Here is a 14,477-nt window from a genome sequence, read left to right on the forward strand (position 1 = left end):
AAATCAAACCCATTCCATTTTCAAAATATGTTCACACAAGTGTTTTACTTCCATCATCGCCTTCTCTAACCGGGGGCCGCTGATATTTACCTCAGCCAGTAATTCCGGCTTTTCCAACAGGGTACGGCATAGCACCACCCCCTGCTCTAAAAGCGTATATTTTTCGTGACGGCTGAGCGTTGAAAGACAGGTAACCGGGTAAAGGCCAGACCTGTCGATAATATCTTTCAGCCCTTTCCCTGCCGGGTAATCCCACGACAACATATTTAATCCCATACAAACCGCATACTGTGTGCCGTCGGGAGTAATACGGGTATTAGTAATCAGCCAGCCACGGTATTCCTGTCCGCCGTCAACATTCGCTTCTTTCATCTTCCAGGCGATGTCCTTAAAACGTGATTGTACGTATAAAGGGATTTTCACATCGCAATGCGTTCCCTGTAGCTGGTGGTATTTGCATTCAACGATGAAAGCCCGGTTGTTTTTAGCGGCATAAATATCCACCTCATGTGTAATACAATGCCCGGCCATCAGGTTGTTGGTAGTAACCGTATAGCCAGCCTGCCTGAAGAGCGCAGCGATATACTGCTCAAACGGAAAACCGGAAGGTCCCAGCTCAAAAATGGCTTGTTTTAACCGGTAACGGCCTGCCGCCGGGCGAGACGACTTTTTCAATAATTTGTAGGCAATCCGGTAGATCATCCGTGTAGGCATATTGGGATATACCTGCTTGTATAACTCCTGGATGATGCTTTCGATCAATTCCGGCCCTGCGCCGGATTTACTCAGTGATTGCCTGATTTTCTCCGGTGAAAACGGTACGACCTCTCCGTTGGACTTTGTTACAAATATGGATGGTTGCGTGGGCTTCATAATTGGTCTATTTCAACCACTAATTTATGCTGAAGCCAACAGTTGTTACCTGACTTCCATTAGGCGGCTGCCTGATTGTGGTCATGTATCTGCCTGTTTAAAAACCTGACAATAATCAACGCGGGCAATGAGCGATGTCATTATCGCTGGCCCTTTAAACACCTAATTTAGCAGTAAGAAATTTGGGCTGATTAAGATCTTAAAAAATGGGTATGATACTACAGAAACTGGTGAATGGATTGCTTATTACAATAGCAGCGCTATGGCTGGCTGCTTTGGCACTATACGCCTTTACCGATATTGATGTGTTATCCTTCCGGCGATGGGAAGATGTGAAGCTTACAGGAAAACCGCACCGGGACAGGATACCTCCATCCCTGGCAGCCATGGAGCTGGAAAATAGTCATGATCCCGCCACCGACACCTCGCAATACAATACCCTCCTGCTTCACCTGGTTCACCAAAAGCCCTCTGCAAAATGGCCGGTAAGAACCGCGTATCCCTTACCTGGTGCATTATTACCTTACCACCGGGTGGTGGCCTTTTATGGTAATCTGTACTCCGCTCAAATGGGCATTTTGGGTGCCTTACCAGTCGACAGTATGCTGAAGCAACTGGACGAAGAAGTGCACAAGTGGAAGATGGCCGATACCTGCATCCCTGTTATGCCGGCTTTACACTACATTGTAGTAACCGCGCAGGGCAATCCCGGGAAAGACGGAAAGTACCGGCAACGTATGCCTGAAAGCGAAATTAACAAAGTACTCCTCCTGGCAGCAAAAGCCCATGCCATCGTGTTCCTTGATGTGCAGGTTGGGCTTAGTACTTTAACAGACGAACTGCCGCTATTAGAGAAATACCTGGCGCGCCCGGATGTCCACCTGGGCATAGATCCCGAATATTCCATGAAAAATCAGCGTCCACCCTGTTCATCTATTGGCACTTTTGATGCAGCCGATATTAACTATGCCATTTCCTGGCTGACAGCCCTCGTACAGCAACATCATCTTCCCCCTAAAATACTGGTTGTACACCGCTTTACCCAGGGGATGGTCACTAATTACAAGAACATCCATCTTACACCGGAAGTACAGGTGGTCATGAATATGGATGGATTTGGCGATGTAGCCCGGAAGAAAGACAGTTATCAGTGCTGGATATCCGGAGAACCTGTTCAGTTTACAGGGTTTAAACTGTTTTATAAAAACGATATAGCAACTGGACGACACCTGATGCAACCTGCGGAAGTGCTGGCACTTTATCCGCAACCAGTGTATATCCAGTATCAATAATAAACTTTGCATTAAACCCCACATTTTCATTCTCCTTTTACCTTCCTGTTCCTTTTTGTATATTTAATGTACCGAAACTGACTTGACAAGACCACGTTATAAAACCCGGCCGGCGAAGAAAAAAAAGCATTGATAATAGTCAATTTTACGGTAGCAGAATTAACTGAATAACAGGAATTTAGCCTTCTGCATAAACTGGCTCATCACCTCCATAAAAAATATAAGCGGACAGCTGCCAATCGACAGCTGTAATTTTTTAGCTATGAAAAAAAGATCTGTTGTTACATTTTTACTTGCCGGCGCCTCGTTGCTAATTTACCATTGCAGTATTCCCCGACATGCAGCATTTGCGCCAACAACGGCCACAGAAAAGTTGCCCAGGGATTCTTCAGGGAAAATAATAGTACAGTCGAACCCCGATGGCGCTTATTTATCAACCGAACAAAGCCTTGCAGCTATTCATGTACCGGATGGTTACCATTTACAGTTGGTGGCCAGTGAACCGATGGTGAAGGAACCGGTGGCCATCGCCTGGGATGGCAACGGCCGTATGTTCGTATCCGAAATGCTTACCTATATGCAGGATGTGGATGGATCAAACGAGAACGCCCCCCTGTCAAGGATTTCGCTGCTGGAAGATACCAACGGCGATGGTGTGATGGATAAAAGCACCATCTATATCGATAGCCTGGTACTACCGCGTATGATCCTTTGTGTAGGCAAAAAGCTCCTGGTGAGCGAAACCTATACAAACAACATCTGGTCTTATGAAGATGTAAACCAGGACGGCAAAGCAGACAAGAAAGTACAGGTATTCGGTAACAGCACCCCGCACAGCGGCAACCTGGAACACCAGCGCAGCGGCCTTATCTGGAATATTGACAACAGGATATACGTTACCTATGAAAATCTCCGGTACCGGTATAGCAACGATAAACTTGTTGCAGATACGATGTTTACCGGGTATGGACAATGGGGCATTGGCAACGATGATTACGGCAGGCTATATTTCTCTGCCGCCGGAGGCGAAGTGCCTGCCTATGGCTTCCAGCTAAACCCCTTCTATGGCCGGTATGATGTTCCCGAACAACTAGCCGATGGCTTCAACGCCGTATGGCCTGTTATCGCCACACCGGATGTGCAGGGAGGACCAGGCAGGCTACGCCCCGATAGCACGCTGAATCATTTTACCGGTTGCTGTGGGCAATCCATCTTCCGGGGAAATGCGCTCCCGGACGACCTGAAAGGCGATCTTCTTATCTGTGAACCCGTGGGCCGGTTAATCCGCCGCGCCAAAGTCACCAACCAGCAAGGTATCCGGGTTTTGCAGAATGCCTATCAGCAGGAAGAGTTCATTGCCGCTACCGATATGAATTTCCGGCCGGTGAATACGGCCAATGGACCGGATGGCTGTTTATATATCGTAGATATGCATAGAGGCATTATCCAGGAAGGTAACTGGACCCGTAAAGGAAGCTACCTGAGACCGGAGATACTGAAACGCGGATTGGATAAGAATATCAGCCATGGAAGAATTTATCGCCTGATACATGATGGATACCGGCCTGGCCCTAAACCTAACCTGCTAGCACAGGATGGAAACACCCTGGTGTCTTACCTTTCCCATGCCAATGGCTGGTGGAGAGATAATGCACAAAAGGAGCTGATTGTACGCCAGGATCTGTCTGTGCTGCCGGCACTGGTTAGCATGCTGGAGAAACATACCAATGAATTGGCCCGTTTGCATGCTTTATGGACACTGGAAGGTCTGCATGCCGTTAACTCATCCATCCTGGCAACAGCGATGAAAGATGCCAGTCCGCAGGTTCGTAAAGCAGCGGTTATTATCAGCGAGCCGTTTCTCAAACTCCATGATGCGGGTGTAAAGGATCTGCTGACAGGCCAGGGAAGCGAGTCCGACGCCGATGTACAGGCACAGCTGGTGGCTACCCTCGCCTATTATGCACCCGGTGAATCCAAAAAGATACAGGAGCATTTTGCGCAATCGGGAGGCAATACCAAAAACCTGGTGGCTATTGCGTCGTTGATAGAAAAAAACAGGAATCAAAAAATGTATGGATTTGATCTGGCCGGTATTCCTGCAAATGAAAAGGCGGTCATTCTTAAAGGACAGGAAACCTTTCAGCAGGTTTGTGCCACCTGCCATGGCGACAACGGGAAAGGCATTTCCATTGGCGGTGCTCCTATGGCGGCCCCGCCATTAGCTAACTCACCGCGGACCGGCAACCCTAATATGCTCATCAACATTCTCCTGCATGGTTTGTCCGGGCCCATAGACGGTAAAACCTATCCCGATGTGATGGCGCCACTCGGCGCCGCCAACAGCGATGAATGGGTGTCGAATGTACTCAGCTACGTGCATTACCGGTTCAGACCATCCCGTACTGATTTTACGGTAATAACGCCGGAAGAGGTCAAAAAAATAAGGACATTGACAGAAAATCGTTCGGCATTATTTACGATCTCAGAACTCGAAAATTTTCAACCAACAGAAAAGTCTGCCACGGTAGTTGCTACATCAACAACGGTGGCAAAGAAGGAAACAGCTACGCCGAAAAGAACTGTCACGCCATCTGCATTTGCTACAGAAAAGCAACTACTTGCAAAACTCGATTGCGCCGCATGTCACCGGCCGGATGTAAAACTGGTAGGTCCATCCTACAAAGCCATTGCACAAAAGTATAAGCGCAGCGACATCAACGTTAACAAGCTGGCCGGCAAGGTCATTGCCGGCGGAAGTGGGAACTGGGGCACCACTCCGATGATACCGCATCCGGCACTTAGCACAGCTGATGCCCGGAAAATTGTGAGATACATTTTATCGCTTTAAACAAACTGTCTTCAACTAAACGAAAGGACTGGTAAGTTGCCGCTTACCGGTCCTTTCTCATTTAGCCGATACCAGGCGTCCTATTAAATTGTTAAAACAATACTAACTTACGGCCGGTATCAAGTACCTGCTATTATGAAATGGATCACCCGTGAACGCCCTAAAATAGACCGGATTGCCTGCCCATGGCTAATTAAACGTTTCGTGGATGCGGACGCGGAGTTTATGTATGTACCTGCCGGCGAGGTGTTATCCCGCGCAGAAGCTGAACGTGCGACTCCTTTTGATATTGCCGGTGTGGAGTATACACATTATGAGGACCAATGCACCTTTGACTATATCCTGAAGAAACATAAAATTGAAGATCCGGCCGTTCACATCATGGCGCCTATTGTGCGGGGTGCTGACACCGACCGCCACGATCTTGCCACGCAGGCGTCTGGGCTATGGGCCATTTCCGCGGGACTGGCCTACAACGAACCTGATGACCAGGCGTTGCTCGAAAAAGGCATGCTGCTTTATGATGCGCTTTACAGCTGGGCCAAATATCTCCAGCACGTGAAGCATACCCAGCAGCCATTTGAAAACCAGCTGATCGATATTTTTAAAAAATTTCTCCAACAGGAAAAAGAAAGCAGGAAAATACCCGGTTGGGCCAAAGAACTGAAGGAAATCATCCAGGACCAGATCGATACCAACCTTAATCTGAGCCTGAAAGGCTTATCAGAAACGCTTCAGGTGCATCCGGCCTATTTGTCGAGAGAGTTTTCAAAATACTTCGATGATTTGTCCTTTGGTGATTATATCCGTAAGTTCCGGATCGATAAAGCTACCCAGCTGTTAAGCACCACAGATCATTCTCTGACAGAAATTGCCTACCTGACGGGGTTTTCAGATCAGAGCCATTTTACCCGGATTTTTAAGAAATTTACCGGTAAAAGTCCTTCTGCTTATAAAAAGGGATTGATGAAAAAGTAAAAAATAGACTAAACCTTATTTTTCGTTCTATTTTTTGGCATCCGGGAATTGGAAATTGCAGTTTGAGCACTGATTTGCATTTGATTAAACCTGTAATACACCTGTTATGAAACGCGTTATTTCGCATCTCCTTGTCACCGCCTCCATGGCCACATTACTGGCGGCGGCCTGTAATAATCCGTCTCAACCTGCTAACAAAGCAGACAGCAGTAAACGCAATAATATCCTATGCCCGCCGGGCAGCAGCAAACTGGATGTGCAGAAAATTGAGGCCGTAACCGGCATGAAAGGCGTAGCCAAAAATGGCGAATACAAAATAACGGTTCCTCAAAATGACCTGAACGTAGTGGTAGATGGATTTAAGATAATCGCGCCAATGGGGCTGGGAAGCTGGGCCGCGTTCACCCCTTGTGCCGACAGCGTAATGGTGATGGGTGATATCATCGTTACAGAAACCGACCTGGCGCCCGTTCAGCAGGAAGTGATACACCAGGGCTTTACGATCACTGCTATTCATAACCACTTTGTTCGCAACCATCCTAATGTGATGTATATGCACATAGATGGCAGAGGCAAAGCGGAGCAGGTAGCAGCCAACGTGAAAGCCATCTTCGACAAAGTAAAGGAAGTAAGGGGCAAAGATCCTAAAGCCGGCAACGCCGACAGCGTGCAGAATACCATCAACATTGCCCGTCTCGACAGCATCATCGGACATAAGGGAGAGATGGCCAAAGGCGTATATAAGTACACCATTGGCAGGCCGGATGTGGCATTGCAGGAACATGGCATCCCCGTAAGCAGCTTCATGGGTTTCAATACCTGGTCGGCCTGGCAGGGCACAGATGAAAAGGCCGCAGTGGCGGGCGATTTTACCATGCTGGAAAATGAAGTAGCACCTGTTATCAAAGCACTGGTTGAAAACGGGATTGAAGTAGTGGCTGTACACAATCACATGGTACACGAACAACCCCGCATCTTTTTCCTGCACTATTGGGGAGTGGGCCCGGCAGAAAAACTGGCCAGAGGATTCAAAGCTGCGTTGGATCAGACAGCTGGAGGCCACAAATAATTTCCGTCAAAAGTAAAAAACAGACTAAACCTTATTATTCATTCTATTTTCCCAATATCTATAGTATGAACTTGCAGGTATAAATCCAACATGATGAAATGGATTACCCGCGAGCGTCCTAAAATAGACCGTATTGCCTGTCCGTGGCTGATAGGCCGCTTTATCGATCCCGAAGCGGAAATTATCTATGTACCAGCCAACCAGGTACTGGCAAAAGCAAAGGAATATGACGCCATTCCTTTCGACATTCCAGGTGTAGCGCATTCTCACGAAGGGGAATTTTGCTCGTTCGACTATTTCCTTAAAAGATATGAGCTGGATGACCCGGCCCTGCTGCAATTGGCGGTAATCATCCGCGCGGCAGATACGAACCGCTTCGACCTTGCCCCACAGGCGGCAGGGCTGTGGGCCATTTCAGCCGGGCTTTCGTATAACCATGACAGTGATTCCGAGATGCTGGAAATTGGCCGGAAGATATATGATGCCCTTTACAGCTGGGCAAAATACCGGCAATCTGAACAACATACCTGGACCCAAACATTCCCTCAAAATGAACCATAGCAACACCACTGTGCCATATAGCCTGCGTGAGCTCATCCTTTATTTTCTGAAACTAGGCACCTGGGGCTTCGGTGGTCCCGTAGCCCTGGCCGGATATATGCACCGCGACCTGGTTGAAGATAAACAATGGATCAGTGAAGAAGATTACAAAGAAGGCCTCACGCTGGCACAATTGGCGCCCGGCCCCCTGGCAGCACAACTCGGCATATACATGGGATATGTTCATTACCGCCTGCTGGGAGCCACGCTTGCTGGTTTAGCGTTTGTATTTCCCTCTTTCCTCATGGTGTTGGGCCTTGGCTTCATCTACGTGCACTGGCAGGGCATTCCCTGGATGCAGGCAGTTTTTTACGGCGTTGGAGCAGCCGTTATTGGCATTATCGGCACCAGCGCCTGGAAACTAACCCGTAAATCTGTAGGCAGCAATAAAGTGCTACTGGCGATCTATATCATTACCGCGGCTTATACCGTATGGCAGGAAAACGAAAACATCTGGCTGTTTTTGGGCGCAGGTATCCTCTACTGGCTCTTAAAAGCGCCTCCGGGCAAATTATCTTTCCTCCGAAAAAACGCGGCAATACCGAAATCGCTGGCTCCTTCCCTATTACTGCACATCACAACGGCTACCCAGGGGAAAACACTTTGGCAAATACTTTTGTACTTTACCAAGGCAGGTGCGTTTGTGTTTGGCAGTGGTCTCGCTATCGTACCCTTTCTTTATGGCGGTGTAGTAAAGGAATACGGCTGGTTGAATGAACAACAGTTCCTGGATGCAGTAGCGGTGGCCATGATTACACCCGGCCCGGTGGTGATTACCGTAGGATTTATCGGGTACCTGACGGCAGGCTTTCCCGGCGCCTGTATCGCTGCCCTGGGCACTTTTTTCCCTTGTTATCTCTTTACGGTATTACCGGCTCCCTATTTCAGAAAATACGGCAAGCATCCGGGGATTAAGGCTTTTGTAGACGGTGTTACCGCTGCCGCTATCGGCGCTATTTCCGGTGCCGTTGTTGTGCTTACGAAACGATCGCTCATAGATGCTTATACCATTGGTATCGCCGCATTAACCGCATTTATCCTGTGGCGGTTCAAGAAGGTGCCGGAACCGCTTATCATTGCAGTGGCCGCAGGCATGGGCTTCCTGGCGAGAACGATTTTTTAATATGGATATAGTTCGTTATATAAATATATTTGATGAATGAATGCTTCTTATAGACAGATGATCATCCTTGGCAGCGTCCTCCTATTTTTTTTCCCCGTTTACGCGCAACAGAAGCCGCTGTATATAAAGGATGTACTAATACTCGTGCAATCCTCCCAACCGCAAATGAAGGCCTATGAAGAACAGGCCAAAAGCAGTCAATATAATATCCGGCTGGCAAAAAACACTTTGCTGCCGGATGTAAATATCGGCTACCAGGCAGGATACGCCACGTACAATAATATCACGGGTATGAGCTATCCCGGGTTAATACTACCTATCAGCGGTCCGCCAACAACCGGTAATATTTATGACCCGGTGCCCGGTACTGCTGCCGGCGCTATGTTGAAATGGAATCCCCTCACGTTTGGCCAGCGGAATGCCGCCATCGAAAAAGCTACTGCGCAGTACAAACTGGCCAACAGCACCTACAACGATGCGCTGTTTCGCCAGCAATATGCGGCCTTATCTGTGTACCTGGACGCGGTATACCTGCAAAAGCTGATGCAAACCTACCGGGCTAATATCGACCGCACCGATGCGGGACTACAGCAATCGCTGGTCTTTACCCGGGAAGGACTACGGCCCGGCATAGACACCACCCAGTTTCAGTCAGCATTAGCACAGGCCAAAACAGACCTGTTGATCGTGCAGCGACAATACTACGCCCAACTGGCCGAGCTCACCAGGATAACGGGAATGCCAGATCTACCCGACCAGGTATTCCTGGCCGACACCACGCTGCTCAACCAATTACCGCAAATGGCCGACACGATTGCCGGACCATCCCCCCACCCCGTATATCAATACTACCAGGTGAAAAAAGAAGTGACGCAAACATCATTGAAAGAAGTAACACGCACCTGGAGACCAAAACTCGATCTATGGGCCAATGCCTACGCGAGAGGCTCTGGTATTAAAGCAGATGGCAGCATCGATAAAGCAGATGGCTGGTCCCTCTCCCACAAAAATTATGGCGCGGGCGTTCAAATCAGTTTCCCCATCCTTCAGTTCTCAGAAGTACACCTGAAAAAGAAGCAGTACAGCGCTATGCTGAAAGCCGATGAAGCACAGCTGGACCAGGTTACACTCAACCTGCAAAAGCAGAAAGAAATGGCCCGGTACAACTACGACCAGAATATCCTGATCACCAAACAAGCTGTGGTGCAATCACAGGCAGCACGCTTTGCCTTTGAAGGACTGAAATTGAGCTACGCCAGCGGGTTGGTAGATTTTACCCGCCTGATACAAGGCCAGTATGATCTGCTGAAGGCAGAGACAGGAGAAGCAGCCGCATTCCTGCAAGCCTGGCGCTCCCTGTTGGACATCGCCGTGGCAAATGGCCAGCTGGCCACCTTTACAGACAATCTGAAATAACGATATAAGCAAGCATTATGAAGCTAATCCGCTCGGCATTACGACATCCGGTCACCATCCTGGTAGCTGTGTTGTTTATTGTGTTTTTCTCTTACCTCTCCATCCGTCAGGCCAAGGTGGATATTTTTCCCCGCCTGGGACTACCGGTGGTGTATGTGGCACAGCCTTACGGAGGACTGTCACCCGAACAAATGGAGGGCTTTGTTACCTCTTACTACGAATATCACTTCCTGTATATCACCGGTGTAAAATCTGTCGATTCCAGGAACATACAAGGCGCGGCACTCATCAAGATTGAGTTCAACGAAGGCACCGATATGAGCCAGGCCATGGCAGAAGTGGTAGGATATGTAAACCGTGCCAGGGCCTTCATGCCTCCTGGTACCGTGCCGCCTTTTATCACCCGTTTCGATGCCGGCAGTGTTCCCGTAGGCCAGCTGGTATTCAGTTCCGATAGCCGCTCGTTAAGTGAAATATCTGATCTCGCCCTGTTCCGCGTCCGTCCCATGTTCGCTACCTTACCCGGCGTATCGGCGCCGCCTCCCTTCGGTGGTAACCAGAAAACAGTGCTCATCACAATAGATCCTGATAAACTGCGTAGTTATAACCTGGCGCCCGACCAGGTGGTACAGGCCATCGCAAAATCAAATTCCATCTCTCCCGCCGGTAATGTACGCATCGGCGACTCTACCTACATTACGCCGCAGAACAGCGTGATTGAATCATTGCAGGACCTGCAGAATACGCCGCTCCAATTAGGCGCCGGACCAACGGTATACGTAAAAGACATTGCCAACGTAAGCCTCGGCGCCGATGTAACTACCAGTTATGCCCTGGTGAATGGGAAGCGTTCCGTATATATCCCCGTTACCAAAAGGGCCGACGCTTCCACCTGGGACGTAGTGCAACGGGTAAAAGCGGCATTGCCCGACATGCAGGCGGCCATCCCCCCTGATATAAAAGTGACTTATGCTTTCGATCAATCGGGCTACGTGATTAACTCATTGAAAAGCCTCCTGTTTGAAGGTGGACTGGGCGCCATCCTTACGGGCTTAATGGTGTTGCTCTTCCTGGGCGACAAACGCAGCGCCCTCATCGTGATCATGACCATTCCCCTGGCATTGCTTTCCTCGGCGATCCTGTTGTACCTCACCGGGCAAACCATCAACATCATGACATTGGGCGGCCTTGCGTTGTCCGTCGGTATCCTGGTAGATGAAGCCACCGTTACCATAGAAAATATTCACCGGCATATGGAAACGGGGAAAACCAAAGCCCGCGCCATTGCCGATGCCAGCATGGAAATAGCCGGTCCAAAATTACTGATCCTGCTGAGTATCCTGGCCGTATTTGTTCCCGCCATGTTCATGAATGGGGTTCCCCGGGCGATGTTCATGCCGTTGTCACTGGCCGTAGGTTTTGCGATGATCGCATCATTTATTTTATCGCAAACATTTGTACCCGTAGTGGCCAACTGGTTATTCAAACCATCATTACCACAGCAGGAAAGAAAAGCACCCGGATTTTTCGACCGGTTAAAACAACGTTATGTTTCCGCCGGTGAACGCCGGAAGTTCAGCTTCCGGTTAGATACCGTCTTATTCCTCCTGGTTTCTATCGGAGGAGTAATCCTTCTTTTCACCTTCACCGGTACCGAATTATTTCCGCAAACCGACAGCGGACAAACGCAAGTGCGGCTGCGCTTGCCCGTCGGCACCCGCTTTGAAAGAACAGAGGATGCTACCCGGAAACTGTTATCGCTGACAGACAGCATTGCAGGAAAACAAAACGTAGCTATCACCTCCGCTTTCATAGGTACCCAGCCCTCCAGCTACCCGGTGAACTACATTCACCTGTGGACCAGCGGGCCACAGGAAGCGGTATTAAAAATAAAACTCAACCGGGGGGCAATGCCTATCGCCACCTTCCGGGAGAAATTTAGAGCAGCGGCTATAGCAGCTATTCCCGGTGCTAAACTATCGTTTGAACCCGGCGATATCGTAGAACAAGTGTTAAACCTCGGCAGCAGCAACCCCATAGAAATTGCGGTGGTGAACAAGAACCTGGCGGAAGGTAAAAAAACAGCGGAACAGCTGCTGAAAAAGCTTTCTGCTATCTCTTCCCTGCGTGATCTTCAGATAGCCACGCCTACAGATTATCCGGCTATCCGGCTGGAAGTGGACCGCGTAAAGGCCGGCCAACTGGGGCTGACCACCGAACAAATTGCCCGGTCTACCGTAGCCGCTACTTCTTCCAGTCGCTTTACAACACCTAACTACTGGCTGGACAAAGCCACCGGTACCGCCTACCAGGTGCAGGTACAGTATCCTGAATTTAAAATGAACAGCACCAGTCAGCTGGAAGCCATCCCCGTTTCCGGCGGTAATGGCACCACGCACTACCTAAGCGAAGTGGCCAGCTGGAAACGGGTATCCATGCCGGGAGAATACGACCGGCTGAATCAACAACGCTACATCACCATCACGGCTAACGTTCATAAACAGGACCTGGGCTCCGTTTTTAAACAGGTAAAACAGGCAATAGCCAGCGTCGGGCAACTGCCCAACGGCGCCAAAATAATTTTGCGCGGTCAACCCATTCTCCTGGAGGAAACCCTTACCAGCCTGCAGTTTGGCTTACTGATCGCCATCCTGGTCATCTTCCTGGTAATGGCGGTATATTTTCAATCATTTCGTGTAGCCTTCACCGTGTTATCCGTTATTCCGGCGGTGGTAGCGGGTGCACTGCTCTTTTTACTCCTGACCGGTAATTCGTTGAATATACAATCCTACATGGGAGCTATCATGGCGGTGGGCGTAGCCATTGCCAACGCCGTACTTTTTATTACCAATGCAGAGCATTACCGGAAAAATAACGTGGAGCACCCACAACTGCAGGCGGCTGAAAACCGGCTCCGGCCCATTCTCATGACCAGCGCCGCTATGATTGCCGGTATGATCCCTATGGCTTTGGGACTATCGGAAGGCGGCGATCAAACTGCCCCCCTGGGCATTGCGGTAATAGGAGGTTTATTATTCTCTGCCATCAGTGTACTGTTCTTTCTTCCGCATGTTTACCAATGGGTGGCCGGAAGAAAAGCATACAAATATGTTTCCCTGGATCCTGACGATGAAAAAAGTACTTACTATGACAAACAATCATAACACATCAATCAATTATATGCGGATAATCGCTTCTTTCTCTTTACTACTCATTATTTCGGCATGTGGCCAGCACACGCCCGCGCCGGATGCCGGTACAAATACGCCCGCTGCGGATACCGTGCCGGTATTTATCCTGAAACAGGACACATTGAAAAAAACAGCAGAATTTACCGCCGAATTGGTACCTTATGAAAACGCCGAACTGTTTGCGAAAGTCCAGGGCTTTGTCAAAGAAGTGAAGGTAGACATGGGCGACCGGGTGAAGAAAGGCCAGGTGCTGGCAGTGATCGAAGCGCCAGAGGTAAACAGCCGGCTGGCTGAATCTGAAGCCGCCCTGCAGGCAGCTAAATCGAAATGGGCATCCAGTAAAGATAATTACGAAAGGTTGTACCGGGCATCACAGGCCAATACACCGGGTATTGTTGCCCCGGTAGACCTGGAACGCAGCCGCAACCAAATGCAGGCCGACAGCGCCACCTTCGTAGCGGCAGGCCGGCAGGCCCAATCCTATAAAGCGGTATCAGGATATCTCTACATCATCGCTCCTTTCGATGGCGTAGTTACCGCCCGTAAAGCAGATCCCGGTGCACTGGTAGGCACCAACGCCATGTTACTGACCGTGCAGAACAACAATGTACTGCGTTTACGTGTAGCCGTTCCTGAAATATATGTCGCCACTGCCGGGGGCATTAGGAATATTGACTTCAGGGTAGATGCCTACCCCACAGAACGTTTTAAAGCAGCGCTTGCCCGCAAATCAGAAACAATAGATCCTAACACCCGCACTGAGTTATGGGAGTTCAAAGTAGATAATAACGACCACCGGTTAAAAGCAGGTGTTTTCTGTTATGTAAAGATTCCACTGGAAAGAAATGCACCTTCTTTTGTTGTTCCCTTCTCATCGGTGGCCACCACGCAGGAAAAGAAATTTGTTATCCGTGTAAAAGACGGAAAAGCAGAATGGGTAGATGTCCGCCAGGGAATGACTGTTGACGCCGGCGTGGAAATATTTGGTAATATAACTGCCGGAGATACATTACTGAAAAAGGCGACGGATGAAAGGAAACCAGGCACCACGGGCCTCTGGGCGGTAAAAAAATAATATCAGCCC

At 49.3% G+C, this 14,477-nt stretch carries 10 protein-coding genes; 9 read left to right on the top strand and 1 reads right to left on the bottom strand.

What is annotated here, in order from left to right; all coding sequences use genetic code 11:
• Positions 1-3: 3 nt before the first annotated feature.
• Positions 4-873 carry an ATP cone domain-containing protein gene (locus HGH91_RS04980; protein WP_168737323.1) on the bottom strand — a complete coding sequence of 290 codons (870 nt, stop codon included), beginning with the start codon at positions 871-873 and terminating at the stop codon, positions 4-6.
• Positions 874-1,085: 212 nt separating this feature from the next.
• Between HGH91_RS04980 and HGH91_RS04985 the strand changes: the two genes are divergently transcribed.
• The 9 genes from HGH91_RS04985 to HGH91_RS05025 all read left to right on the top strand — a co-directional run bounded on the left by HGH91_RS04985 (position 1,086) and on the right by HGH91_RS05025 (position 14,468).
• A complete protein-coding gene (locus HGH91_RS04985; protein ID WP_211092200.1) occupies positions 1,086-2,165 on the top strand; it encodes a hypothetical protein in 1,080 nt (359 codons plus the stop codon).
• Between the two features lie 262 nt (positions 2,166-2,427).
• Positions 2,428-5,016, top strand: a complete 2,589-nt coding sequence (locus tag HGH91_RS31060) for a c-type cytochrome (protein ID WP_211092201.1) — start codon at positions 2,428-2,430, stop codon at positions 5,014-5,016.
• A 135-nt stretch (positions 5,017-5,151) separates the two neighbouring features.
• Positions 5,152-5,994 (top strand): chromate resistance protein ChrB domain-containing protein, encoded by an 843-nt coding sequence (locus HGH91_RS04995; RefSeq protein WP_168737325.1) that lies wholly within the window; start codon positions 5,152-5,154, stop codon positions 5,992-5,994.
• Positions 5,995-6,100: 106 nt separating this feature from the next.
• Entirely contained in the window at positions 6,101-7,063 is a 963-nt protein-coding gene (locus tag HGH91_RS05000; RefSeq protein ID WP_168737326.1) for a DUF1259 domain-containing protein, read from the top strand.
• A 90-nt stretch (positions 7,064-7,153) separates the two neighbouring features.
• Positions 7,154-7,624 (top strand): chromate resistance protein ChrB domain-containing protein, encoded by a 471-nt coding sequence (locus HGH91_RS05005; RefSeq protein ID WP_247651650.1) that lies wholly within the window; start codon positions 7,154-7,156, stop codon positions 7,622-7,624.
• A complete protein-coding gene (locus tag HGH91_RS05010) occupies positions 7,614-8,786 on the top strand; it encodes a chromate transporter (protein WP_168737327.1) in 1,173 nt (390 codons plus the stop codon). Before HGH91_RS05005 ends, HGH91_RS05010 begins: the two co-directional genes overlap by 11 nt.
• A 36-nt stretch (positions 8,787-8,822) precedes the next feature.
• A complete protein-coding gene (locus tag HGH91_RS05015) occupies positions 8,823-10,202 on the top strand; it encodes a TolC family protein (protein WP_168737328.1) in 1,380 nt (459 codons plus the stop codon).
• A 17-nt stretch (positions 10,203-10,219) separates the two neighbouring features.
• Complete coding sequence (locus HGH91_RS05020; RefSeq protein WP_168737329.1) at positions 10,220-13,366, top strand: efflux RND transporter permease subunit; 3,147 nt, start codon at positions 10,220-10,222, stop codon at positions 13,364-13,366.
• The gene (locus HGH91_RS05025) at positions 13,350-14,468 is read left to right on the top strand and encodes an efflux RND transporter periplasmic adaptor subunit (RefSeq protein WP_168737330.1); all 1,119 of its coding nucleotides are present in this window, start codon (positions 13,350-13,352) and stop codon (positions 14,466-14,468) included. Before HGH91_RS05020 ends, HGH91_RS05025 begins: the two co-directional genes overlap by 17 nt.
• The last annotated feature ends 9 nt before the right edge of the window (positions 14,469-14,477 follow it).

Origin of the sequence: Chitinophaga eiseniae (genome assembly GCF_012641265.1) — a bacterium.
GTDB classification, from domain to species: domain Bacteria; phylum Bacteroidota; class Bacteroidia; order Chitinophagales; family Chitinophagaceae; genus Chitinophaga; species Chitinophaga eiseniae_A.

Excerpts from the sequence above, each read along its gene's own strand:
- HGH91_RS04980 (WP_168737323.1), bottom strand. The coding sequence starts at position 873 with ATGAAGCCCACGCAACCATCCATATTTGTAACAAAGTCCAACGGAGAG.
- HGH91_RS04985 (WP_211092200.1), top strand. The coding sequence starts at position 1,086 with ATGATACTACAGAAACTGGTGAATGGATTGCTTATTACAATAGCAGCG.
- HGH91_RS31060 (WP_211092201.1), top strand. The coding sequence starts at position 2,428 with ATGAAAAAAAGATCTGTTGTTACATTTTTACTTGCCGGCGCCTCGTTG.
- HGH91_RS04995 (WP_168737325.1), top strand. The coding sequence starts at position 5,152 with ATGAAATGGATCACCCGTGAACGCCCTAAAATAGACCGGATTGCCTGC.
- HGH91_RS05000 (WP_168737326.1), top strand. The coding sequence starts at position 6,101 with ATGAAACGCGTTATTTCGCATCTCCTTGTCACCGCCTCCATGGCCACA.
- HGH91_RS05005 (WP_247651650.1), top strand. The coding sequence starts at position 7,154 with ATGATGAAATGGATTACCCGCGAGCGTCCTAAAATAGACCGTATTGCC.
- HGH91_RS05010 (WP_168737327.1), top strand. The coding sequence starts at position 7,614 with ATGAACCATAGCAACACCACTGTGCCATATAGCCTGCGTGAGCTCATC.
- HGH91_RS05015 (WP_168737328.1), top strand. The coding sequence starts at position 8,823 with ATGAATGCTTCTTATAGACAGATGATCATCCTTGGCAGCGTCCTCCTA.
- HGH91_RS05020 (WP_168737329.1), top strand. The coding sequence starts at position 10,220 with ATGAAGCTAATCCGCTCGGCATTACGACATCCGGTCACCATCCTGGTA.
- HGH91_RS05025 (WP_168737330.1), top strand. The coding sequence starts at position 13,350 with ATGACAAACAATCATAACACATCAATCAATTATATGCGGATAATCGCT.